We start from the raw sequence: 24304 nt of genomic DNA, 5'->3' as shown, positions 1-24304 counted from the left end.
TCAACCCCTCTTACACACTTCCTCGCTCAATAAGGGAAAATCCATATTGCGTGTGTATCGTTTCGTTATCATTTAGCGCACTAATCACCAGTTTCCTTCCCACCTCATGAAGTGGCAATTCAATGGTAGAGAGGTCCAACGCCCTTGCTAGCGGGTGATTATCAAATCCCAAAATAGCCAGTTCCTCTGGTACATCAATGTTTCGCTTTTGACATTCCATTCGAATCCCAGCTGCAACTTGATCACTCGTTACAAGGAGAGCAGTAGGCTTCTCAACTAGGGATTGATATTCCTCAACAACACGTTCGCCGTCTTCAATCGATAAACAATTTGTGAAAATCCAATCCTCTTTGTATGTAGCTTGTATTGTATGTAACGCATCTCGATACGCCTGATAGCGAAGGTTACTGTTGGTTCCTGTTTTCCTCCCTATACAAAAACCTATCTTCTGATGACCTTTCTTGATAAGATGCTTCATTCCTTCATAGAAAGCATCATAATGTCGAATAGACACAGAAGACACCACTTCAGATGAACGATCCTCACAAACGACAATCGGTCCAAATGCTGTATATTCCTCCACTACGTCCCATGTGTTCGAACGGGAGGCAATAACCAATCCATCAATTTGCTTGTACTTCAACATCTCCAGTGCTTCCACTTCTTTCATCGCATCATAATTGGTTTGAATCAACACCAACGTATGCTCTTGATGTAATGCCTCTTTGGACATCCCATTAAGCAGCAATGAAAAATAAGGATGATCTACAAATGGAATAACGACACCTAGTAAACGAGTTTTCCCTTTTGATAAATGAATGGCATTCATATTTTGACGATAATGCAGTGCTTCCATCGCTTCCTCTACCGCTTCTCGTTTTTCATTTGTGACATAAGGATGCCCATTCAACACCCTTGATACAGTTGTCACGGAAACATTCGCATAGCGCGCAACATCCTTAATATTCGCCATCATATCACCTCAACAATAAATGAACGATCTATTTTAAAAAATCTCTTGCTCTGAAACGCATTTCATACCATATAGTAAAGCCAAATTCCAAATAAAGAAAGGAAAATGGCAAATGCTTACTGGAATCCTAACGATCATCATATTATGCGCAGTCGAAATCGCAGGAGTCTACACCGTCTTAAGAGACAGAAACCACCCCATAACCATCGAAGAAATCGAAAAATGGTTCTACGACTAAGTGGGATGGGGGGACAGGTCCCTCGTCCCAATGAGATGGGATGGGATGAAGGGACAGGTCCCTCGTCCCACTACATAATTTAGACTCTTTCCTCAGAATACCTAGACTAGATATAGACACCTATACAACACAAGGCGGCCGGGAATAGGATACATCAATGGAAGTTCGTATAACATTGTCTTTCAAATAAACAAGGAAGGGTGATTCATGTATGCCATTTTTCGGACCATACAATCGTGGAGGGTTTAGACGACGTGGATTCGGAGGTTTCGGTCCATTCGGACGTCGGGGTTTTGGACCACGAGGATTCGGGCGTAGAGGCTTCGGTGGTTTTAGAGGAAGAAGATTTTTCTAAAGTGGGATGAAGGGACAGGTCCCTCGTCCCTTTGAATTTGTGAGACGAGGGACCTGTCCCTCCGTCTCACTTTTTTGCTTACATTGAAGATTAAAACGTGTATCTTCTGTGATTATATCCCTTACTCAAAAGAGTACATATAAAAAGAAGAGCTACTCAAATCCTTTGCTAAGTTTTATAATTAAGCCAGCCAGTAAAAGAAATGGGGTAGTTGAAAAGGAGCTCTAATAAACAAAAGAGGTGACGTAACCTGAAAACCTATAAAGTATTATTCATTGTAATTGTTATTATGCATCTTACTAATCTTTTGAATACAACAATATTCGATGGTGAATGGGACGGTATTGTATTAACCGTTTCAAACATCCTCTTCCTTATCGCTATTTTTTTCTTTGCCACGGAACAAAGAGCGCATAAAAGAGCTAAGAAAAAATGAGACGAGGGACCTGTCCCTTCGTCTCATTTAGCTTTTTAGCACACCCAAATACTCTTCCCAGGGGCCGACATCTTCCCTGTATCTTTCTGACATCACTCTTACAATTTGAGATATGTGGGTTAAATCGTGAACCACCCATGTCGAGAGTAATTCCCTTAACTTTACTTCACCAAATGCAGGATGTTCCCCAGTTAAATCAAATTGGGCATCAGATTGAATCAATTCCTTCACTTTTTCGATATTCTGACCTCTTAGTCTTTTAAACTCGTCTACCTTTTGGGTGATTGATGTGTTAGAGGGCCTGGTTATATGAGAATGCCTATCAAATGGAGGGAATACCTTATTCTCAGTTTTCTCAACAATCGTCCTTATTCTTGGTAACCAGTTACTTTTCTCGCATTCAATTAAATGATCGACCACCTGTGCGGGATTCCAAGTTTCTTCCCCTTCGTTACATTCCAGCCAATTGTCCGATAAACCCGTTAAGAAGCTTTCTAAAGTTTGTGGAGTTCTTTCCAGAATTTCAAACGCTTCTTTTAAATTAAAATTCATATGATTTCCTCCTGTGAGACGAGAAACCTGTCCCTCCGTCTCATTATGAAATGAATAACAGCTTAACTTTTATGTGATATATTCGCTTCGAACATATAAACTAGTATGCCATATAAATCGTTTTGTTTATTTTTCCACTTTGCATAAACCTTATAACGAACAATATCCGCTCCCTCATGTATGACTTCAATTCTATTATTTTTCAAATGTCCTACTAGTTGATTTCCATTTCTTATAGTAGTAAGCCCCTTTTCATCCGGATTCATTTTCTTAAAATCCACTATTATCTCATCTCCCGAATGAACATTATTTAATGTTGGATATGCTGGAGCTTTTCCATCTAATGTGTGTGTTTGAGAGTCTTTACAATCTTCAAGATTAGAACAAATTACATTAGGCTCTAGCTCTAGCTTTCTCTCTCCACTTTTTATAGTTAACGGCTTCATGTTCTCTTCACCTAAATCAGTTTCTAAGGAATCCCCTATTGAATTTGAAACAAACCATATCAAAACTAAAAAAACCATTATAGATAAAGTTATAATTCGTTTTATCATTTCCTATTTCCCTTTCAAAAAACTGTGGGATGAAGGGACAGGTCCCTCATCCCACTCAATCCCCAAATAATTGGGACGAGGAACCTGTCCCTCCATCCCACTTAATTATGTCTTACTTTACTAAATTGTTTGGTCTTATTCTAATAGAAATATTGAAGTGTATTATTTGCCATGACAAATAATACTTATACCTTCATCCCTTACTTCGACAGCACCGTTACTATAGCTAAATTTATATTCCCCTCTCTTTAGGTGTTAAAGGTCCCTTGTTTCGCTAATTCAAAAAAGTATCACGGTCTATGCTACTTTCTTGGGGATGCTTTTCGCGACAATTATAGCCACTTTTTATGTTTTATTTTTTGAGTATAAACGTATATCCCAAACTAAACGTAGTATAGCAATAATAGTAAGAATCAGACTAAAATATTTTACGAAATCACCGAAACCTTGAATATAAAATCCAATAGTTAATAAGATTAATATAATCAAAGATCCTATAGAAGTTTTTAAATTTTTAGAATATTTGCCGCCATTTATTGTCATAATTTACCTCCTATGTAAATTTTTAATTTTAAGATTTTTTAAATAATAACATAGGAGGTAAGATTTATCTTTAAATCTAAAGTAACAAAATTTCTTATGGCAGGGCTTATTTTTTTTGGAAGTACTCTAGCAGTAGCGCCGATTAATTCTAACGCAGCAGGTGCAAGCGTTGGTGGACCATCAACTCAATGGGAACCATTACCACGTGATTATGATTATATTCACACGGATTACATTCACAATCATGAATTACCAGCTTTGATAGATGAAGTTAAAAAGACAGCAACTGTTTCCGGTGCAGGTGCAGCAAGTTTAGCTTTCTTTAAGCAAGTTGGAACGTTCGCTTCAGGCTCAGTTGCAGTAGCTTCTTTTTTAGTTGGTAGTGGAGCTGAGTCTAGAGCTGATATGTATCAACAGGCATATCATGCAGGAAAAGATATTCAATATTTTGTTAGATATAACCCAGATTACAACGGATATAACAATAGGCATGATGTAGATTGGATTTTCACTAATACCCTTTACAAATAACTTTTATATACATTTTGCACTTAAAGAGTTTCAAGTGTGAAATTAACTTATTTAAAGCAAAAGCAGCCCTCCTATTACCAACATGGGGTGGGCTGTTTTTTAAAAAAAACTAAAAAACACTATTCGTGTGTGCTCCCTCCTCAACTTCTAAATTCATTATATTTGATTGCATATATAAAGACTGTAGAGCTTGTAATCTTGTAGACTATGAACAGAGACGTGCAAAGAAACATAATGCACGACCTCATGTTTACTTGTTCCCTTTTCTGTTTTTTAGATAAGAACTATTAATCCTTACGCTTCCTCTTTTTTAAGTATGTTATTTCAATCCACGCACCCATATAGAATGCGACAGCGTTTTTTTAGGTACAAAAACCTATAAAAGGTCATTTTTTCATTACAATTAAAGTAAGTGAAAACATTACACCATAATATTCATGCTATATTGCTATTTATTTCAATAAAATGAAAAGTTCGAACCCCTCTAAAGTTCTATGTCCACTTATGGTTCGCACTATATAAAAAGAGAGTCTTCTAGGTCAAAAGTTTCTTTTGCACCAATATGCTTCACCTTATTTTTATGCTTGTCTCCTATGCGATAGATACGCAAAATATCTGTCTCATCATTTATTAGGTTTATTAATTTAAACTCTAACTGCTTTAATTGTGTAGAGTCCACAAAACATTCAAAAACAGAGTTTTGTACCCTAATCCCATAATCTTGACACAGTTTTGAAACCTTTCTAAGTCTCTTCCTACTGGCAGAATCCTTAGTACTTACATCATAAGTTATCACTATTAACATTTCCTACACCTACTTCCACATAAATGGTGGATATTCATCAACATCTTTTCGTATGAACCTTGCTAATAATAAGGCTTGAGCGTGGGAACCAACCCCCATGAAATTTTCTATCCTAAGTAAGGGTGTTGTATCTCTTGCTTTCTTTCTTGCCAAGCTTTTAGAAACTTTTTACGTGCATCTTCATTCATAAGCACAGCACCATTCTCTTTAATGGTAAAATCCTCACTGTCCACTACTTTCTTATTTATTAAGGAGAGTACAAATCGATCATCATATCCCCCCCTTAATTCTTCCATTAAGTCAAGTGCTAATGAGGCTCTTCCAGGACGATCTCTGTGTAAAAAACCTACGTATGAGTCGAGTCCTACTCCTTCTAATGAAGCTGCTACATCATTACTCAATAATGTATAAGCAAAGGAAAGCATTGCGTACATTCTACCTTGAGGAGGGCGCTTATTTCGTTCATGAAAGAAAAAACCTTCTTTTTGCTGTAAAATCATATCATTAAGTAAACTGTTATACATGATTGCAGCCTGTCCTTCGTATCCTCATAACAATTCCAGATCTTCAATCTGTCTTATACTTTTTAGAGATTCAGATAATTTTCCTGATACCTCCTTCATACGTCCATCCCAACTTCCAATACATTATATCCAGTGTGGGACGAGGGGACAGGTCCCTCATCCCATTCAAAAAAATGAGACGAGGAACCTGTCCCTTCGTCTCATTTAACCATCATTCCTTTTACATCATCCTTACGATAGCGATCTTTCACGAAAACTAATCCTAGTTCATAATGATCGCCTTCGTACATTGCTCGTTGGGCGAAGCGTAGTTCTCCATTTGTATCGCGGATTTCTATTTTGCAGTAGGCTCCATTTGCTTGTAAGGCTTGATGAAATTCCTCTTCATTGGAAACGGGATAGTTGTTCACTTTTTCGATTCGTTCTCCGACAAGAAGCCCCATTTTATCGGCTGTTGAATGAGGAATGACGCCAAGAACCGGTAAGCCATCGTGACGGGGAGTGAAGTAAGGGTTGCGACCTTGATCCTTCCACTTTACAATAAACGCACTGACTTCACGGCCAAACAGTGCGACGGCTACACCTACAATAGAAAGAACAGGCACATACATTCCACCTACTCCTAATCCAATTACGATGATAGACAGTACCACCAAGTAATTTCCTAGCTGACCTGCTGCTTGCTTTGGCGAGATTCCTTTCATCACGAGTTCATAACCAATCAAAAGAGGAACGAGCATAAGCCCAAAGCTTTGCCCCTCTATTGAAAAGGTCGGCCACCATGGAGCAAACGGTTCAATAGCTCCTCCGGGAATTAGGAAAAATGCTGGGATAAGTGCAAGTTTTTTCACGCGATGCTGTCCAATAATTTTACCTCTGCCTCCCTTTATGTATTGCGGGAAGGAGGAGTTGCTATGCTGACGCTTCATTAATACTGCTTCCACAAGTAGGAGAACTCCAATAAGAATAGGCATGAAGGTAACACTAGTTTGGTTCACACCATCCAACCAACTCCCTGGAAGGAAAGAAAGCGCACCTTCTGGTAAAAACACCAGCACTAAAAAGGCAACGCTTGCTGTATAAGCAGCAGAAAGCCAGCTAAATCGCTTCGTTATGCTTACAAGAATGACGATGGCGGACCACAGCAATACCATTGCATAAGGAAATATCATACCTGCCCCAATCGAAACAGCAGATATACACACACCCGCTATAAGGCTTGTCCCCCACGTGCCTTTCCATTCTGAGAAAATATTAAATATCTTAATCCCAAAATCGCGCCGTTCTCGCTTAATCCTTGCTACGGAAGCTAGAAACGTTAAACAAATCGCCCAATAGAACAAAGGGTGTAAAAATAAACGTCCCAACCCCTTTGCCATTTCCAAAAGCCATGATTCCATGTACTGATACCCTCCACGTTCACTTTCTATATTTACAAATCTTGAAATATGGTATATATACTTTGATTGTACGCCACAATGCCCGAAATGAAAACATTATTCTAATATGTATTAAGAAAAGCGTAAAGTGCTCTTTTTCTCTACATCGATAGGATTAGGTTAAGTCTCATCGTGGTGTATTTTTGCCACGAATGGATAGGTGCGTAAGACGCCAATTGAATAGGCGCAACGAGGGTGGACATGCAAGCGCAAAACTTCTCACAGAAAAATCCGCAGCCTTAAGGCTACGGATTTCATGGTAAGCAATCAGTTTAGCTTATTTAGAAAACAACACATCAAGTGCTTTCTGCATTTGCGTATCATTCTCTTTATTTTGCACCTTTGTTACAACAGAAGATTGAAGTTTATTACCTGTATCTTCATTGATAGTGCCGGTTACCTTCAAGTCATTTTCCTTTTGGAATTGCTTTACAGCTGCTTGCGTTTCTTTGCTAAAGTAACCATCCTTACGACCAGGATCATAGCCAAGACCCTCTAGCATCTTCTGTACGTTAGCAATTTTGTCGTTGTTCATATCATATTCTAGTGTTTTATCGATTTGAACTGGGTTTGTGTAATAAAATTCAGGTAGCTCCACCTTCACGGTTGGTTTAATTCCTTCTTCATGGATCCAGTTTCCATCAGGCGTTAACCATTTGTAAATCGTTAACTTCAAGTTACTTCCATCACCCATCGGAAGTGCTTGTTGAACAGTGCCCTTACCGAAGCTATTCGTACCGACTAATTCATAGTCGCCTGCTTCTTTCATTGCACCAGCAAGGATTTCTGAAGCAGATGCACTACCTTCATCCATTAGTACAACGATTGGATAGCCTTTTTTCTCTTCAAGGTTTGAAACGTAACGCTTTTTCTCCCCGTCACTATTCTCGATTTGTACATATGGTGTCCCTTTAGGAATGAAATTCTCTAAAATATCCTGAGCTGCCGTAAATAGTCCACCTGGGTTACCTCGGACATCAATAACTAGTCCATCGATATTTTTCGATTCTAATTCTTTTAGCTTTTTATTAAAATCAGCTGCTGTATTTTCAGAGAACGATGTTACCTCTAACACGCCAGCTTTCTTACCATTCACTTCTTTTGTTTCAGAATACACGGTTTCGATAGGAATCGTATCGCGTTTCACATCAATCGTTAAGTTCTCTTCCACACCTGGACGATCAATTTCGAGGGAAACGGTTGTTCCTTTTTCACCACGAATCTTGAGGACGGCATCATACAAGTCCATGCCTTCAATACTTTCACCGTCTACGCTCACAATTTGGTCCTTTGGCTTTAAGCCAGCTTCTTCCGCTGGAGACCCTTTAAATGGAGATACAATGGTAACTCTTCCGTCCACCATACTCACTTCTGTACCTATTCCTTCGAATGAGGAGGAAATCGAGTTGTTGAACTGCTCCATTGTTTCCTTATCCATATATGTACTATACGGATCTTCTAACGTATCCAGCATCCCTTGAATTGCACCTTCAATTAGCTCTTTCGATTCAGTATCTTTTACGTATTTCTCTTGAATAAGGGAATATGCCTTATCAATTTTGGATAGCTCCCCGTCATTGTTTTCTTTTAAGCCATCCAGAACATCTCCTATGGACTCATCACCTGATTGAGCTTCGCCATCTGTACTTGCTTGCTTGTTACTTTCTTCTTGATTTGATTGTGTTTGTGCTTGTCCTGTACCCGTTTGGATAAACTGGACTGCTGTATAGGTCGCAACGCCTCCAAGAATCATGGAAAATACGAGCAATGCGGCCAGATAACGCCTTTTTAGGTTCATACTTTTCACCTCTAATAGACTTTTGTATCCAAATCTCACTTAAGTTGCACAAAGAGGCATCACACCGTAATGTGCGATGCCTCTATATAACGTTATGCCATATAGTTACCAGACATGTCCACTAATGGAAGGTAACAAAAAAATCGTTAAATTAGCGATGTTCTTTTGGAAAAGGGTATGGTATCCCTAATATATGTCTATGATAACATATTTCAGACCTCTCTGAACCATACAAAATGCTCTTATTTTGGAAAAGGCGTACTCTTTTTCATAGCTACTGGTTAGTATGCTTCGTACCTTTGATTACCATTCATGTTACGGACTGGATTGTGTTTGCGGCTCAAAGGAAATCTTATCTTTAAGATCCTCTATTTTAATGTCCACATTCGCAGCTTCCATTACTTCGGTTATATTTTCCTGACTACCTTTTCGAGTCTTTAATTCTTCACGAAGTTGATCCTTCATCTCTTCATATTTACCAATAGATGAGGTGTCTTCTTTCTCACGCTTATCAGTTACTTTAATGATATGGTATCCATATTGAGATTTCACCGGTTCACTAACTTTTCCAACCTCTAAGTTGTAGGCTGCTTTTTCAAACGGCAGTACCATTTGTCCTGTAGAGATATATCCAAGGTCTCCACCTTTTTGAGCGGATTGCTTATCGGTTGAATATTCTTTTGCTAACTTAGCAAAATCTCCACCGTTGTTTAATTTCTTCTGGACCTCACTTGCAGTTTCTTTATCTTCAACCAAAATGTGACTTGCTTGTACTTCTTGTTTCATATTTTCATAGTATTGTTTCACTTCTTCATCTGTCACTTCCACTCCCTCAGCCGCTGCTTTTTGTTTCAACATTGAGGAGCGAATTGCTTGTTTAAATTGTTCTTCATTTTTAAACCCATTTTGCTCTAATACAGACTGAAATTGATCGCCATATTGTTGCTTCATTTGCTCCAATCTCTTCTGTACATCTTCATCCGAGACAGAGAACTTCTCTGAAAGGACCTGGTCATATACCATTTCTTTTAAAACTGAATCACCGTACTGATCGACCAGTTTGTTGTAAAACGCTTCCTTAGTCACGTCGCCATTTTCCGTAGAAGCCACCACTTTAGACTCTGATGCACTGCCATTACTGCATGCTGCCAAGGAAAGAACAGCTATAATAGCTAAAAATACTGGTACTAGTTTTTTCATGAAAAATATCCTCCTTATTCAAGCTAGTTAAAATATGTAGAGGTAAGAAGGCAATAGGTTGCCCCCTTTCCTCCTTAAACCGACTATTCACCTAACGTTAGTGTAGTAGTCTGCTGTTGACCGTCACGATAGAAGGTTAACTTCATATCTTGACCTACTTCTTTATTCTCATAGATATACTTACGTAGCTCTACTAGAGAAGCAATCTCATTACCATCCGCTTTAGTGATGACGTCATATTTCTCTAAGCCTGCTTGATCGGCTGGAGAGTCTGCTTTTGTAGCAGCTACAACCACACCTGCATCCTCATCTTTTGGTAGATTTAGTGCTTCTTGCTGATTACGTGCGGAGATAGAAGATAGGTCTCTCGTAGATACTCCCATAAATGGACGAGTCACTTCACCGTCTTCCTCAAGGTCCTTGATAATTGGTTTTGCTGTAGAAGTCGGGATGGAGAAGCCTAGTCCTTCTACTTCTTCTTTGGCAATTTTCATAGAGTTAATCCCAATCACTTCACCACTCAAGTTGATCAAGGCACCACCACTATTACCTGGGTTAATAGCTGCATCCGTTTGGAGAACGTCTGTCTGCCAATCTACTTTTCCGTCCTTGTTAATATCTACTGGCATAGAACGGTCTAAGCCGCTCACGATTCCTTTTGTAACAGAGCCCGCGAATTTCATTCCAAGTGGGTTCCCAATTGCAATCGCCGTTTCGCCAACTTTTAGATCCTTCGAAGAACCAAATTCCGCTACATTTTCCACATTCTTACCATCCATTTTCAGAACGGCTAAGTCTGTAAACGGATCTCGTCCGACAAGTTCCGCTTCAACCTTCTTGCCTCCGCTTAAAATTACTTCAATAGAAGCAGCATTTTCGATAACGTGATTGTTGGTTACGACATATGCTGAGCCATTTTCTTTCTTATAAATGACGCCAGATCCTGTTCCAGCCTGACTTTTTTCAAACATTTGTTGAGACTGACTATACTTTTTCACTCCAACAACTGCGCCTGATGCTTTGTCTACTGCCTCTACGACAGCTGCATCTTCTTCTGAATTACTGGTAGACAGCTGAGTTGCGTCTAATTCCTTATTTTCACCGGAAGCTTCTGCGTTCGTTTTGTCGACATTCGATGATGCGGAATCAAACGGAAACACATTCGCTTTATTTAGGGAAAAAGCTGCTAAGAATAAAATAGCCGCTACAGCCAAAAGGCTCGTCGTAATACGAAACACCCATTTGGAACCTTGTTTTCTCTCTTTCGTTGTATGTTGATTTGGGTCTACTTGATTTTGATGTTCATCCATCATAGCTCCCCACCTCTCTATTTAAATAATGTGTATTCATTCCTTAATGAATCTGTAATTCTTATTGTAGAGAAATGGTTTGGCAATGGTCTGGCACAAATGTGGTAAAAATGTAAAAAATATGAGAGTTATCCACATAGGTAAGCTCAGCTATTTTCGTTTGACACTATACCGACCGGTATGGTTACATTAGTGCATATTATACCGAACGGTTTACTTTAAAAGGAGGTTCTTTTCATGCTATCAATGAAACATATAAACATTTTAGCGGCAGTTGGGTTTGTCATCATGTGGAGTTCGGGATTCATTGGAGCCCGTTTAGGAACGGCTGAAGCGAACTCCATGACTGTATTAATGTGGAGATTTATAGTGGCAGCAAACATTCTAAGTGGTTGGTGGTTATGGAGACATCGAAAGAAATTATCTGTTAAAAGCGTTATATCCCAGGCTCTAATAGGTCTGTTTGCTCAAGGTGGTTATCTCTACTGTGTATTTTTATCAGTGGAACATGGCGTTTCAGCTGGTACTTCTAACTTAATAACGACCCTTCAACCTATCATGGCTGCTGCTTTGGCTGGTCCTATCCTCAAAGAATCAACGTCATTGAAACAATGGGGTGGTTTATTGGTTGGAATAGTAGGTGTCTTGTTTGTCGTTTATGAAGATTTAGGAACATCTTCACAAGTACCTTTATGGGCATATGCATTATCATTTTTAGCGATGATTAGTTTGGTTTGTGCAACATTATATGAAAAAAGTCTAAAACATTCTGTCGACCTATCAGACGCATTACCCATTCAAACGCTAATAAGCGCTATCCTTTTCTTAATAATAGGATTCACAACGGGCTATGCAGCCCCTCCTGCTACGATAAACTTTTGGTTTGCTGTTGCATGGGTAGCAGGACTTTCAACGATAGGAGGGTACGGATTTTACTGGTTAAACCTGAAATTAGGCAGTGTCACTAGGGTTAGCAGTCTTCTATATCTAACTCCACCAGTGACTATGCTATGGGCTTTTCTTATGTTCGGAGATAGGATTGGTTTCCTAACGATAGTAGGAATGGTATTATGTTTTATAGGTGTATGGATTATCAGAAAACAGGCAACTTCCAAGCCTAAACATAAAGAATGTATCGTAAAAGGGTGTGGACAATATGGGTGAAAACACCAAAATGACACCTGCTGCTTCCAAAATATTAGAAACAGCATCTCATTTATTTTATTGGAAAGGTATTCATTCTATCGGAGTCGAAACCATAGCGAATGAGGCAGGCGTAACCAAAAAAACACTATATGATCGCTTTGGTTCTAAGGACCAACTAATCGTGGCCTATTTAAAAGACAGAGATAGTCAATGGAAGAACCATCTCTCAAATTATTCGGACCATGTTCCTGACGAGGAACCATTACAAAAGATCTTAAGTATATTTGATGCGCTGGAGAATTGGTTGACCACCAATAATCAACGAGGTTGCGCCTTTGTGAATGCTTTTGCTGAACTAGCTGAAGAATCTCACCCTGGTAGAGAGGTAATTATTGAAGAAAAAAAATGGCTTAAACAGCTATTCGCCACCTATTTAAAACAACTGGGGCTCGAACATGTTGATGATATCGCAGAAAGACTGCTCATTCTACATGAGGGAATTACAGTTACGTATTCCATGAGTTTATCGAAAGGGATAGCAGCCGCAAAGGAAACAGCTAACGAAATAATTAATGCTAATATAAATATTAATAATTAAGAAAGTAAGGGTCCATGATAGAAATCTAGTTTCATCATGGACCCTTTATTTTTCACTCTCAAGCAAATGATAATGTTTTGTACCCTTGCTTCCCTTACTCCTCGCATCCTCCATAATCTTTTCGAACAAATGCAAAAGTTTCCGTTTAGCATCTTATGTATGCAGCGAAGATCTACCCCAGCAGTTTCAATGAATCTCCATAAAAAAAGGAGTACCCAATAGGTTAGTAGAAAATATATTAGAGGATTGGTTACTTAAAAATAGTTAAATAATCAGGAGGAACTCATGGGAAGATTAATACATTTCGAAATTCACGTAGATGACATGAATCGCGCAAAGAATTTTTATGGAGAAGTATTTGGATGGTCATTTGAAGATTGGAGCGAATATGCTGGCATGCCTTACTATGGAGCAGTGACCGGCGGTGAAGATACGCCTGGTATTAATGGGGCTCTAATGCAACGTCAAAGCCCAGCACCAGAACAAAATCAGCCTTTAAATGGCTATGCATGTACAATGGGTGTAGAAGATTACGATGCTATTGAAGCAAAAATCCTGGATAATGGTGGCGTAGTTGCATTACCAAAATATGCTCTGCCTGGAATGGCGTGGCAGGGATACTATAAGGATACAGAAGGAAATATCTTTGGTATCCATCAACCAGATGAAAACGCAAAATAGAATACTTCCATATTAGAAAAGGCGCTATTATCACGCCTTTTCTTTTTATTACTTTCTGTGAAGCTTCTCCCTTTATCGATGTTGATCGATTAATATTGGATTGCCATCTGGGTCTTGAATTGGTCCAAGAAGCTGATGAATCAACAGAAGGACCTGCATTCATTACATTAGACCTTATTTACTTTCAAACCCAACACTTTTTCGATCTCAAACCAAAATAGTCACCTCACCTTAATAGCGAGCCTATTTATTATTCTCTTCAACCGAAACCAACTTCGATTGAATGATATACCGTTTTGGAGCATCGCCTAGATAATCAAATGGGTAGCAAGTAGAAAGCGTCAGGGTTGGAGTTTGTTTTTTTACTATGACAGATCTATCGTCTCGATCTGTAATCCAAATGTCTCTTACCTGGTAGTCATAGGTTTTATCATTAAATTCTACATACAGATGATCTCCCTTTTTCACCTGCTTCAACTTTCGAAACACTGTATCGCGGTGACCAGCTAGCAATACATGACCGGCTTGCCCTGGGACCACAGTGTACTTGCTATCATACATGCCAACCCCTTTTTTTAGCGTATCTCTATCAGTTCCCCAGAACACATCATAAGAGTTCCCGATACGAGGGATTTCGAGTTTCCCTACTTGTTCCCCCGTTTCAAAGAATCGCGGTGTATCCTTCGTATTTTTCGTGGAAGTGGTTGTCTTTGGCTGGATTGTAGGTTGTATATCCGTCTCATCCCAACCTTTATGAGCCTGCTTTACTTGGTCAGGATCATGAGTAACGGCATTGACTTGCTCCAACCAAGCATCAACCGTCCACGCACATATCGTTGCTCCCAAGAGAATCAATAAGGTCGCGAGTTCCTTCATATCTCTTCACCTACTAGTTTTGAGTAGAAAATTTTCTACGCGCAAACAGTCCAACAGCCCCAAGTGCCATAAGAGCACCACCTGATAAGGCCATCATTGGTAGATTGGTAGCAGTGTTTGGCAATTGACCTCCGTTATTACCATCGTATTCGTCTTCTCCTACTTGATTGTTACGATCTGCAAAAACCCATTTTCCTGCTTCATAGCTATATTCGATGGTTAACGTATAGTCATCACGTAATTCATTGTGACCTTGTTGAGTCAATTTATATTGACCGTCGTTTATTTTTTCTAGCGTATAATCTTCATCTGTATTCAAGCGAAGTGGTCCATCCATCTCTTCCATATACAGCTTGTCATTCTCTTCGTAAAAATAGGTATCCAAATAGCTATCCGCTAGTGGCCAAGTCATGATGCTTTTCAATTCTTGCTCTAAACGACCTAATGAATCATATTTTTTGACCTTACCATCTTTCGTTGTTTCCAAACTCATCATCTGATTAAATTGTTGCTCTAGCTTTTCAACGGGAGGCTTTCCATTATCCTCAGCAAACACTGGATTCACAGAAGCGATACAAACCAATAAACCGGCAATGACACCAAAAAGTTTCTTCATCATCTTAACATCCTCCTTAGAATAAATACGTGTTTGGCTGCTAATGCGCATGAACAGATCCTCTCTTAAATATCGATATCTACCCACATAGACGCAAGCAAGTAAAAGTTGGTTTCAGAATGTTGGGGTTTTTTTCTAACTGGGTGTTGTTACTTTGTAAATATGTATAGCACCCATACACCTATTTGAAAGTAGACATATATATTTCCAATTCTCCGGACTTTAGTTTTGGCTTCATGAAATAAACTCCCGTTATGGAAGCCTATATCCTCCTTATGAGACACTTTCTAATTCTTTCTCAATAAATATAGAAAAACCACCTACTAGAAAAAGTAGGTGGTTTCTAATTCTTACTATGAAACTAGCAATCTAGGAAAGATTAAAAGTTAATGTAGCTAGCTGGATTTACAGCGTTGCTCTTACTATAGTTCCATGGACCTTTGTGAAGTTCAAAGTGAAGGTGAGGTCCAGTGGATTGTCCGGTTGATCCCATGTATCCTAGGCGTTGACCTTGAGATACGGATTGGCCATCTGAAACTTCGCGGTTCTGTAAGTGTGCATACACGGATGTGTAAATTTGTCCATTCACAGAGTGAGAAATATAAACAACGTTTCCGTAACTAGAAGAGTAATAGGATTTAATGACTGTACCAGAAGCTACAGCTTTGATTGGACTAGAGCCTCCATATTTTCCAATATCAATACCGAAGTGAGTGCTTCCCCAACGTGGACCATATCCAGATGTTACAGGGCCATTTGCCGGGCTGATGAAGCCACTACCACTTGGGGCTGGTGTACTAGAGGCACCACTAGAGCCATTACTTGATGATGAGTTATTTTGCTGTGCTTGGCGACGACGTTCAGCAGCTCGCTCTTCTGCACGGCGTTGAGCAGCTAGTTGTTCCTTACGTTGCTGTTTATCGTTCTCTGCTCGATTCATCTCAGCCTGTATTGCTGCTTCTTGACCGCTTAGGATTTCTTGTTGTTCTTCTAACTCAAGCTTTTTCTCTTTCAACTCTTGTTCTTCTTGCTCTAGTTCTTTCATTAGCTTATTCTTTAGCTGACGTTGAGCGTCTAGCTTCTCTTTTAGTGCTGTCAATTCAGCTTTTTGATTCTCTAGGTTTTGTTTCTTTTCTTCTAAGTCTTTCTTCTTTTGTTCCACTTCTTGTTTCTTTTGCTCTAATTCTTTCTTTTCTCGAATATGGGTTTCCATAATGTTCTTATCTTGGTCCATGATTTTCGTCACCGCTGTTGCACGGTCAAGAAAATCTCCAAAATTCTTTGCACCCATTAGAACTTCTAAATAGCTAACGTCTCCACCATTTTCTTGAAGGTTACGCAGTCGATCTTTAAGAAGCGCTTCACGCTTTTCGATTCGCTCTTTTAAGTCTGCAATATCTTTTTCCAGTTGCTCTATTTCTTGTTCTGTTTTCGTGATTTCTTGTTCAGTGTTATCGATTTGTTCGTTCTTTTTACGAATTTTGCTGTTCGTGTCTGCAACTTGTTGGTCTAATTCTTTAATTTGCTCGTTAATCTGTTGCTGTTCAGATTGGTTTTGATTAATTTTAGAGTCTGTTTCGTTTTTGTTTCCTTCGACTTTATTCTGACGGCTATCAATCGAGTTTTGTTTCTCTTTAAGTTCGTTAATCTCTTTTTCGATTTCGTCTAAGGTAGCTGCTGAGACGTTTGCTGCTGTAGTCGTAAATGTTAATGCTAATGCAATTGATAGTGTTGAAAGGATCCCTAATACTCTTTTCATTCCAACGCTTTCTCCTTCCCTAGCCACTGTGATTTTATACTTTCAAGAATTTACGGACACTCATGACGCTACCCCAAACTCCTATAAACGCTCCAATTGAAAGCAATATAAGAGCTAATTGCCAAGCGAACGGATTAAATGGTAGTAGTTCCACGAATGTGAACTGTATTTTATCTCTTAAATTATTGTATAGGTAGTAATACCCTCCAACGGTAGCACCGATTGGAATTAGTGAACCTAATACGCCTAGAAGCATTCCTTCAATGAAGAAAGGCCAGCGTATAAAGCTATTTGTTGCTCCGACTAGCTTCATAATGCCAATTTCCTTGCTTCGCGCCATAATTGTAAGTTTAATCGTGTTGGAAATAAGGAAAATAGCAGTGAAAACAAGTCCAATAATAAGTGCTGCTCCTATGTAACGAGCATACTTAGTAAAGCTGAGTAGCTTTTCCACTACCTGTTGACCGTAATTAACCTCGTTAACATAATCGAAGTTCTTAATGTTTTCAGCAACATCAAATGTGTCGTTTGGATCTGTTGTTTTTACGACAAAGGCATCATTTAATGGATTGTCCTGCTCAAATAATTCCCAAGCTTGTCCTTCTTCACCCATGCTCTCAATGAGTCGATTTAATTCATCCTCTTTAGAGGAGAAATTGACGGATTCGACTTCAGGAATATCTTTGAGCTTGGATTCAAGGTCCTCAATTTGACCTTCTTCAGCTGTCAATTCAACTAGTACTTTTATCTCGACGTCTTTCTCTACGTTGGTTGCTATCTGGTTCAAATTAAGCATAAGCGCGATAAAAACGCCCACGAGAATTAAGGTGGTTGTAACCGCCCCAACGGATGCAACGGTCATCCATCCATTTCGGTAGATGTTTTTACCACCTTCACGTGCATGTCTTCCTAATGTTCTAAATTTCATAACCGTATTCACCCCTGCTTTCATCACGGACAATACGGCCACTTTCAACGGCTATGACTCGCTTACGAATTGTGTTTACGATTTCTTTGCTGTGTGTTGCCATAATGACTGTCGTACCTTTTGCGTTAATTTCTTCGAAGATTTGCATGATATCCCATGATGTATCTGGGTCTAAATTTCCTGTAGGCTCGTCTGCGATCATCATTTTGGGATGATTAACAATCGCACGAGCTATCGAAACACGCTGTTGCTCTCCTCCAGATAGTTGATCTGGAATATGGCGTGCTTTGTTTTTTAACTTCACTAAGTCTAGTACTTCCATCACTCGTTTTTTTATATTTTTAGGAGATTCTTCAAGAACCTCTAACGCAAACGCGATATTTTCATAAACTGTGAGTCTTGGTAATAGTTTAAAGTCCTGATAGACTACTCCGATGTTACGGCGTAGCTGAGGAACTTTGCGTTCTTTTAGCTTGTTTAAATCAATTCCGTTGATGGTGATGCTACCGCTTGTATGTTTTTCTTCACGAAACATCATTCCAACAAGCGTTGATTTACCAGCGCCACTTGGACCAACTATGTACACAAACTCACCTTGAGCTATGGATAAATCTATTCCTTGTAGGGCTGTAACCCCATTGGGATATGTCTTATTAACATCTTTCATCTCAATCATTCAGAAAACCACCTGTGTCTCTATCGTTGTTTATCTATCTATGATGTTCTACCTTTGGCTGTGTATTAATTATTTGAACGTTCAAATAATGACGTCGTTTCGTGTCCTTTTTCATTATAACATTTAAATTCGATTTTTTTAGACATAAAATTATTACATTTTCATTTCAGATTTTACAACCTAATCTCTTACAATTCGCGATATGGCAATGGATGAAGCGTTTGCTTAATCTTAAAATAAGCTACATACTTTCCTACCTATTTCGGCATTAAAAAAACCTAGATGCTGGATTATCCATCCAGTTATCTAGGTTTTTACTCATAAGTATTTTTTTATCAAAAATGGTTACTTTTTCATAGCTAGCCATGCTGCAACGGTTTCGGCTTCTTGTCCTTCCAATTGTTTTGGAGGCATGGAGCCTTTACCGTTAATGATAATTTCTTTAATTCCACTCTTATCAAGCTTTGAGCCAACTTGTTTCAAGCTTGGACCGACGTTACCAGAAAGATCGTTCGCATGACAGCTAGCACAGTTTTGCTTATACAGCTTTTCTGCTTCAGCAGTGTTTACTTCGCCACCACTATCGCCGCCAGCATCTTCACTAGAGTCGCCACCATTTTCTTCTGTCTGGGTATCTTCTCCGTTGTCTGTGGAGCCACCATCTTCTTCTCCGCCACCGCCACAAGCACTAAGTACTAGCACAGAGCCGAAGAGTATTGCCATTACATACTTTTTCAACTTACTTCCCCCTAACGAAGTGGACTGATAGAAAAAATCCATCAAGGATATTATATCCAAACTAGTCGGATTTAAAACCCTCACCTAGCACTTCGGCAGCGTTCATAGCGATGACAAACGCTGTGGGATCAATCTTTTTGACAGTTTGTGTCAATTTGGTGAATTCGCTCTGTTCTACCACAACCATGATAATATTCCGGTCTTCATTGGTATAGCCACCTACACCATTTAATACGGTAGCACCTCGATCAATCTCCTGTAGGATAGCCAACCGTACCGCATCCAATTCTTGCGAGATAATCATAACGTTTTTCGAGCGATTGAAACCAACCTGTACAAAGTCGATCGTTCTGCTCGTTGCAAATAAACCGATTAGTGCGAAAAGCCCTTTTTCCACGTCAAAAACAATCGCGGCACTGGCTACAATGACCCCATCCACCATGGCAATACATAGGCCTAATGGGATATGCGTGTATTTATGAATGATTTGAGCCAGTAAATCAACTCCTCCGGTGGAAGCACGTCCACGAAAGACGATACCAAGGCCAAGTCCTACACCCATTCCCCCAAAAATAGAAGCAAGTAGCGCATTTTCTGTAGCTGGATCAATGCCACTTGTCAGCTTAACGAAAAACGGGAGAGCTATCGTACCTACAAGAGATTTGGCACCGAAGTTTTTCCCAAGAATAAAGACCCCTGAAATAAATAACGGAATATTGAGCGCCCACTGCACGTACGCTGGGTCCCAGTCAAAAAGCCCTTTGGTAATCGTACTAATTCCAGCTACGCCGCCAGAAGCAATTTCATTCGGAAGCAAAAAGATATTAAAAGCCGTCGCTACAAAAGCGGAGCCAATGATTACAAATAAGTATTCAATCGTATGATGAAGCCAGGAAGGCATCGGCTCCCTACGGTATTTTTTCATCATCATCATCATGCACAACACCTCTCACATTCTGTCCAAAAGAGCAGTTCAGGAGATTTTCCCATTAAAATGACCGCGCATCGTAAACGCGGCAACCTGCTCTTTTATTCTTGTTTGTTTTGATTAAAAATATGTTCGTTTACGAAAAAACTGGAATGAATTCCGTTATGGAGTATAGCACGATGGATGAGGGGTGTAAACGCCAGTGATATAACGTATTAGTACATGAAAGGAGTGGGGTGCCCTACCACCCAAAAAAACCCTGCCTACTTTTGTAGACAGGGTCCTTCTTAATCGATCTGCGAGCGCAGAAATGCGTTAATGAAAGGTTGTATGTCGCCATCCATGACGCCTTGTACGTTGCCGACTTCTTTGTTGGTACGGTGGTCTTTCACCATCGAGTATGGGTGGAACACGTACGAGCGGATTTGGCTTCCCCAGCCAATTTCCTTTTGGTCGCCACGAATTTCATCCATCTCTTGTTGCTGGCGCTCGATTTCACGTTGATATAGCTTAGCTTTCAACATCTTCATCGCTTGCTCACGGTTCTTGATCTGTGAACGCTCAGACTGACACGTTACGACAATGTTCGATGGTAAGTGCGTAATACGTACAGCTGAGTCGGTCGTGTTAACGTGCTGACCACCAGCACCGCTGGCACGATACGTATCAAGCTTCAAGTCTTCGCTTCGTACTTCAATTTCAATCTCTTCGTTAAATTCAGGCATCACTTCACATGAAGCAAAAGATGTGTGGCGACGGCCTGACGAGTCAAACGGAGAAATACGAACAAGGCGATGCACACCTTTTTCAGCTTTAAGGTAACCGTAGGCGTTGTGACCTTGGATGTTCAGGGTCACACTTTTCACGCCTGCTTCTTCACCAGGTAGATAATCCATCGTTTCTACCTTGAAGCCACGTCCCTCAGCCCAGCGAGTGTACATACGTAGAAGCATGCTCGCCCAGTCCTGCGACTCGGTACCACCAGCACCTGGATGAAGTTCAAGGATGGCGTTGTTTTTATCATACGGTTCGCTTAACAGCATTTGAAGTTCAAACTCATCCAGGGATTTTCGAAGCTTTTTCACATCTTCTTCTAGTTCCTTATGAAGCTCATCGTCTTGCTCTTCTTTGACAAGTTCATGAGAAACCTCTAAGTTTTCATGCGTTTCTTCATGACGTTCTAGTGTATGAACCAATTCCTTAAGGCCGTTCACTTCACTAATAACTTGTTGAGCTGTATTTTGATCATCCCAAAAGGACGGTTCAGCCATTTGTTCTTCTAATTCTTGAATACGAGCCTTCTTTGAATCGAAGTCAAAGAGACCCCCTGAAGTCCGCTAATTGATTAGCCATTTTATCTAATTCATGCTTAAGATCTACTAATTCCATTGCATCTCACCTCATCAGTAATTATATGAAAAGCTCAGGGCGCGAATTGCCTCTCCTCAGCATTGACGAAAACCATTTATAAGCTTCTCTTTCTAAAAATAAAACAACAGACAAAGACACTCTCCTCTGCTAGAGAGTGCCTTGGAGTCTATTTATTGTCCACAACAATGCTTGTATTTCTTGCCGCTTCCACAAGGGCAAGGTGCGTTACGCCCTACTTGCTCTGTATTTCGTATCGGCTTCCGTTTTGTTTCTTTCTTGTCTTCTTGGTCATCGCCAGAAACAGCCGTTGCTCCCTTGGCTACTTCTTGACGTTGTAGGTTTTCACGGATTTGCGCCTTCATGACGTATTTAGCTACATCTTCTTCAATGTTGGCAATCATTTGCTCGAACATGGCGAAGCCTTCAAATTGATATTCGCGAAGAGGATCATTTTGGCCATAGGCACGTAGGTGAATACCTTGGCGAAGCTGATCCATTTGATCAATGTGATCCATCCACTTCGTATCCACAGTGCGAAGAAGAATAACCTTTTCAAACTCACGCATTTGCTCGGACGTAAGCTCTTCTTCTTTTTCATCATAGCGTTCTTTCACTTTTTCCATGATGAGTTCGTTCATCTCTTCTGGGTCTTTGCCTTTCAGATCAGCTCTTATAACATCGCCTTCTTCAAGGACCGTTCCTTTAAGATAATCAACTAATGCATCAAGATCCCAATTTTCGTCCTCTTCATCTTGCGTATGGGTAGAAACCTGACGCTCGATGGTGGACTTGATCATCTCTTCGATAATCTCACGAAGATTATCTGAATCAAGCACATCATAACGCTGCTTGTAAATAACTTCACGCTGCTGACGAAGCACATCGTCGTAGGCAAGAAGGGTCTTACGAGCATCGAAGTTGTTACCCTCTACTCGCTTCTGTGCTGATTCCACAGCACGGGAGACCATTTTACTCTCGATCGGCTGCGTATCATCCATACCTAGACGGTCCATCATGTTACGCATGTTGTCAGAACCGAAACGGCGCATCAATTCGTCTTCCATCGCTAGATAGAACTGGGAAACACCTGGGTCTCCCTGACGTCCGGAACGACCACGAAGCTGGTTATCGATACGACGTGATTCGTGACGCTCTGTACCAATAACGGCAAGACCGCCTTCTTCTTTCACACCATCGCCTAGCTTGATGTCGGTACCACGACCGGCCATGTTCGTCGCGATCGTTACCGCTCCTTTTTGACCAGCGTTCTCAATGATTTCCGCCTCACGGAAGTGGTTCTTCGCGTTTAGTACGTTGTGCGGTACGCCTGCTTTTTTCAAGTATTGGGATACGAGTTCAGAGCTTTCCACGGCAACCGTACCAACTAGAACAGGTTGGCCTCGGCTATAGCGCTCTTTAATGTCCTCGACAACCGCTTTGAATTTCGCATCAATTGATTTATAGATCATGTCCGCTTTGTCGTCACGAACGATTGGTTTGTTCGTTGGGATAACCACAACATCCATCGCGTAGATGTTACGGAATTCCTCTTCTTCCGTCTTCGCTGTACCGGTCATACCAGAAATCTTTTCATACATACGGAAGAAGTTCTGGAACGTGATCGTTGCTAGCGTTTGGCTTTCATTACGGATTTGAAGCCCTTCTTTTGCTTCAATTGCCTGGTGCAAGCCATCGCTATACGTACGACCTTTCATCAGACGACCAGTAAATTGGTCAACGATGACAACTTCTTCTTCTTGAACCACATAATCCTGGTCACGCATCATCGACGTGTGCGCCTTTAGCGCCTGGTTAATGTGGTGCGTCAGGGTTACGTTGGAAAGATCAAATAGGTTCTCAATTTGGAAAAAGCGTTCGGCCTTGTTGATTCCTTCTTCTGTTAATTGAACGCCTTTTGTTTTCTCATCATACGTGTAATCTTCTTCTTGCTTTAATGTGCGTACGTATTGATCAGCTTTATGATACATATTCGCAGACTTCTGCGCGGACCCAGAAATAATCAACGGCGTTCTTGCTTCGTCAATTAGCACAGAGTCCACCTCGTCAATGATGGCAAAGTGCAACGGACGTTGAACCATTTGCTCTTTGTATAGCACCATATTGTCACGAAGGTAGTCGAAGCCGTACTCATTGTTTGTACCGTACGTAATGTCGGCTAGGTACGCTTCACGCTTTTCTTCTTTGGAAAGGCCATTCGCATTCAAGCCTACCGTTAAACCAAGGAAGTTATATAAAACACCCATATCAGCCGCGTCACGACTAGCCAAGTAGTCGTTGACCGTGATAATATGAACGCCTTTTCCAGTAATCGCATTTAAATAAGCAGGCATAGTAGACGCAAGGGTCTTACCTTCACCTGTTTTCATCTCAGCAATATTTCCGTCGTGTAGGGCAATCGCACCACTTAACTGTACTGGGAACGGGCGCATGCCTAATACACGCTTGGAAGCTTCACGGACAACCGCATACGCTTCCGGTAGCATATCGTCAAGGCTTTCCCCTTTCTGGTACCGGCCTTTGAATTCGTCAGTCTTAGCCTGTAAATCTTCATCCGAAAGCTTCTCGATTTCAGGTTCTAAGCCTTCAATCTCTTCTACTGTTTTATCGATTTTTTTCAGTGCACGTGAATTCTCATCGCCGAACACTTTTTTTAGTAAAGCACGCATTTATAACGCTCCCCTATTTTATAGAAATCGTTATTTCCTCAT

General features: G+C 40.3%; 22 protein-coding genes and 1 pseudogene. 4 read left to right on the top strand and 19 right to left on the bottom strand.

Going from position 1 to position 24304, the window contains the following annotated elements; translation table 11 throughout:
* Positions 1–10 precede the first annotated feature (10 nt).
* The 4 genes from N782_RS05935 to N782_RS05920 all read right to left on the bottom strand — a co-directional run bounded on the left by N782_RS05935 (position 11) and on the right by N782_RS05920 (position 3651).
* On the bottom strand, positions 11–973 hold the full coding sequence (locus N782_RS05935; protein ID WP_036817393.1) for a LacI family DNA-binding transcriptional regulator: 963 nt from the start codon (positions 971–973) through the stop codon (positions 11–13).
* Between the two features lie 1056 nt (positions 974–2029).
* Positions 2030–2554: a DinB family protein gene (locus N782_RS05930; RefSeq protein WP_036817391.1), complete on the bottom strand. Its 525-nt coding sequence runs from the start codon at positions 2552–2554 to the stop codon at positions 2030–2032.
* Positions 2555–2616: 62 nt separating this feature from the next.
* Positions 2617–3108 carry a hypothetical protein gene (locus tag N782_RS05925; RefSeq protein WP_036817388.1) on the bottom strand — a complete coding sequence of 164 codons (492 nt, stop codon included), beginning with the start codon at positions 3106–3108 and terminating at the stop codon, positions 2617–2619.
* Between the two features lie 345 nt (positions 3109–3453).
* Positions 3454–3651 (bottom strand): hypothetical protein, encoded by a 198-nt coding sequence (locus tag N782_RS05920; RefSeq protein WP_036817385.1) that lies wholly within the window; start codon positions 3649–3651, stop codon positions 3454–3456.
* Positions 3652–3747: 96 nt separating this feature from the next.
* Between N782_RS05920 and N782_RS05915 the strand changes: the two genes are divergently transcribed.
* On the top strand, positions 3748–4182 hold the full coding sequence (locus N782_RS05915) for a hypothetical protein (RefSeq protein ID WP_036817381.1): 435 nt from the start codon (positions 3748–3750) through the stop codon (positions 4180–4182).
* A 514-nt stretch (positions 4183–4696) separates the two neighbouring features.
* Here the strand turns inward: N782_RS05915 and cas2 are convergent.
* From cas2 to N782_RS05885, 6 genes and pseudogenes are all read right to left on the bottom strand, one after another.
* Positions 4697–4987 (bottom strand): CRISPR-associated endonuclease Cas2, encoded by a 291-nt coding sequence (gene cas2, locus N782_RS05910; protein WP_036817378.1) that lies wholly within the window; start codon positions 4985–4987, stop codon positions 4697–4699.
* A 9-nt stretch (positions 4988–4996) separates the two neighbouring features.
* Positions 4997–5613, bottom strand: a pseudogene (gene cas1, locus N782_RS05905) (CRISPR-associated endonuclease Cas1); the annotation flags it as partial.
* Positions 5614–5711: 98 nt separating this feature from the next.
* Complete coding sequence (locus tag N782_RS05900) at positions 5712–6911, bottom strand: PDZ domain-containing protein (protein WP_036817376.1); 1200 nt, start codon at positions 6909–6911, stop codon at positions 5712–5714.
* Between the two features lie 316 nt (positions 6912–7227).
* Complete coding sequence (locus tag N782_RS05895; protein ID WP_036817374.1) at positions 7228–8748, bottom strand: S41 family peptidase; 1521 nt, start codon at positions 8746–8748, stop codon at positions 7228–7230.
* 315 nt (positions 8749–9063) lie between these two features.
* Positions 9064–9948 carry a peptidylprolyl isomerase gene (locus N782_RS05890; RefSeq protein ID WP_036817371.1) on the bottom strand — a complete coding sequence of 295 codons (885 nt, stop codon included), beginning with the start codon at positions 9946–9948 and terminating at the stop codon, positions 9064–9066.
* Between the two features lie 83 nt (positions 9949–10031).
* Positions 10032–11258: a S1C family serine protease gene (locus N782_RS05885; RefSeq protein ID WP_036817432.1), complete on the bottom strand. Its 1227-nt coding sequence runs from the start codon at positions 11256–11258 to the stop codon at positions 10032–10034.
* Positions 11259–11495: 237 nt separating this feature from the next.
* On the opposite strand from N782_RS05885, the gene N782_RS05880 reads away from it, so the two are divergent.
* The 3 genes from N782_RS05880 (at position 11496) to N782_RS05870 (ending at position 13683) form a co-directional block, all read left to right on the top strand.
* On the top strand, positions 11496–12422 hold the full coding sequence (locus tag N782_RS05880) for a DMT family transporter (protein WP_084102993.1): 927 nt from the start codon (positions 11496–11498) through the stop codon (positions 12420–12422).
* On the top strand, positions 12415–13002 hold the full coding sequence (locus N782_RS05875; protein ID WP_036817369.1) for a TetR/AcrR family transcriptional regulator: 588 nt from the start codon (positions 12415–12417) through the stop codon (positions 13000–13002). Before N782_RS05880 ends, N782_RS05875 begins: the two co-directional genes overlap by 8 nt.
* A 285-nt stretch (positions 13003–13287) precedes the next feature.
* The gene (locus tag N782_RS05870) at positions 13288–13683 is read left to right on the top strand and encodes a VOC family protein (protein ID WP_036817366.1); all 396 of its coding nucleotides are present in this window, start codon (positions 13288–13290) and stop codon (positions 13681–13683) included.
* A 243-nt stretch (positions 13684–13926) separates the two neighbouring features.
* Here the strand turns inward: N782_RS05870 and N782_RS05865 are convergent, their stop codons facing one another.
* From N782_RS05865 to secA, 9 genes are all read right to left on the bottom strand, one after another.
* Positions 13927–14559 carry a class D sortase gene (locus N782_RS05865; RefSeq protein WP_036817362.1) on the bottom strand — a complete coding sequence of 211 codons (633 nt, stop codon included), beginning with the start codon at positions 14557–14559 and terminating at the stop codon, positions 13927–13929.
* Between the two features lie 13 nt (positions 14560–14572).
* Positions 14573–15178: an LPXTG cell wall anchor domain-containing protein gene (locus N782_RS05860; RefSeq protein WP_036817359.1), complete on the bottom strand. Its 606-nt coding sequence runs from the start codon at positions 15176–15178 to the stop codon at positions 14573–14575.
* Between the two features lie 376 nt (positions 15179–15554).
* A complete protein-coding gene (locus N782_RS05855; protein ID WP_036817357.1) occupies positions 15555–16934 on the bottom strand; it encodes a murein hydrolase activator EnvC family protein in 1380 nt (459 codons plus the stop codon).
* Between the two features lie 34 nt (positions 16935–16968).
* Positions 16969–17862 carry a permease-like cell division protein FtsX gene (gene ftsX / locus N782_RS05850; RefSeq protein WP_036817355.1) on the bottom strand — a complete coding sequence of 298 codons (894 nt, stop codon included), beginning with the start codon at positions 17860–17862 and terminating at the stop codon, positions 16969–16971.
* The gene (ftsE, locus tag N782_RS05845) at positions 17852–18538 is read right to left on the bottom strand and encodes a cell division ATP-binding protein FtsE (protein ID WP_036817352.1); all 687 of its coding nucleotides are present in this window, start codon (positions 18536–18538) and stop codon (positions 17852–17854) included. The genes ftsX and ftsE overlap by 11 nt, the downstream gene beginning before the upstream one ends.
* A gap of 345 nt (positions 18539–18883) precedes the next feature.
* Positions 18884–19276: a cytochrome c551 gene (cccB, locus tag N782_RS05840; protein ID WP_036817350.1), complete on the bottom strand. Its 393-nt coding sequence runs from the start codon at positions 19274–19276 to the stop codon at positions 18884–18886.
* Positions 19277–19337: 61 nt separating this feature from the next.
* Positions 19338–20201, bottom strand: a complete 864-nt coding sequence (locus N782_RS05835; RefSeq protein ID WP_036817428.1) for a YitT family protein — start codon at positions 20199–20201, stop codon at positions 19338–19340.
* A gap of 290 nt (positions 20202–20491) precedes the next feature.
* Positions 20492–21593, bottom strand: a protein-coding gene (gene prfB, locus N782_RS05830; protein WP_152600720.1) for a peptide chain release factor 2 whose coding sequence is annotated in 2 segments (ribosomal slippage) — positions 20492–21520 and positions 21522–21593 — 1101 coding nt in all. Because the reading frame shifts where the segments join, the coding sequence is not laid out codon by codon here.
* 152 nt (positions 21594–21745) lie between these two features.
* On the bottom strand, positions 21746–24262 hold the full coding sequence (gene secA / locus N782_RS05825) for a preprotein translocase subunit SecA (RefSeq protein ID WP_036817345.1): 2517 nt from the start codon (positions 24260–24262) through the stop codon (positions 21746–21748).
* Positions 24263–24304: the final 42 nt, after the last annotated feature.

The sequence above is a fragment of the Pontibacillus yanchengensis Y32 genome (assembly GCF_000770635.1).
Taxonomy (GTDB): Bacteria; Bacillota; Bacilli; order Bacillales; family BH030062; genus Pontibacillus; species Pontibacillus yanchengensis.
Note: the sequence above shows the minus strand (reverse complement) of the source record. Positions and strands in the feature narration are given on the sequence as shown.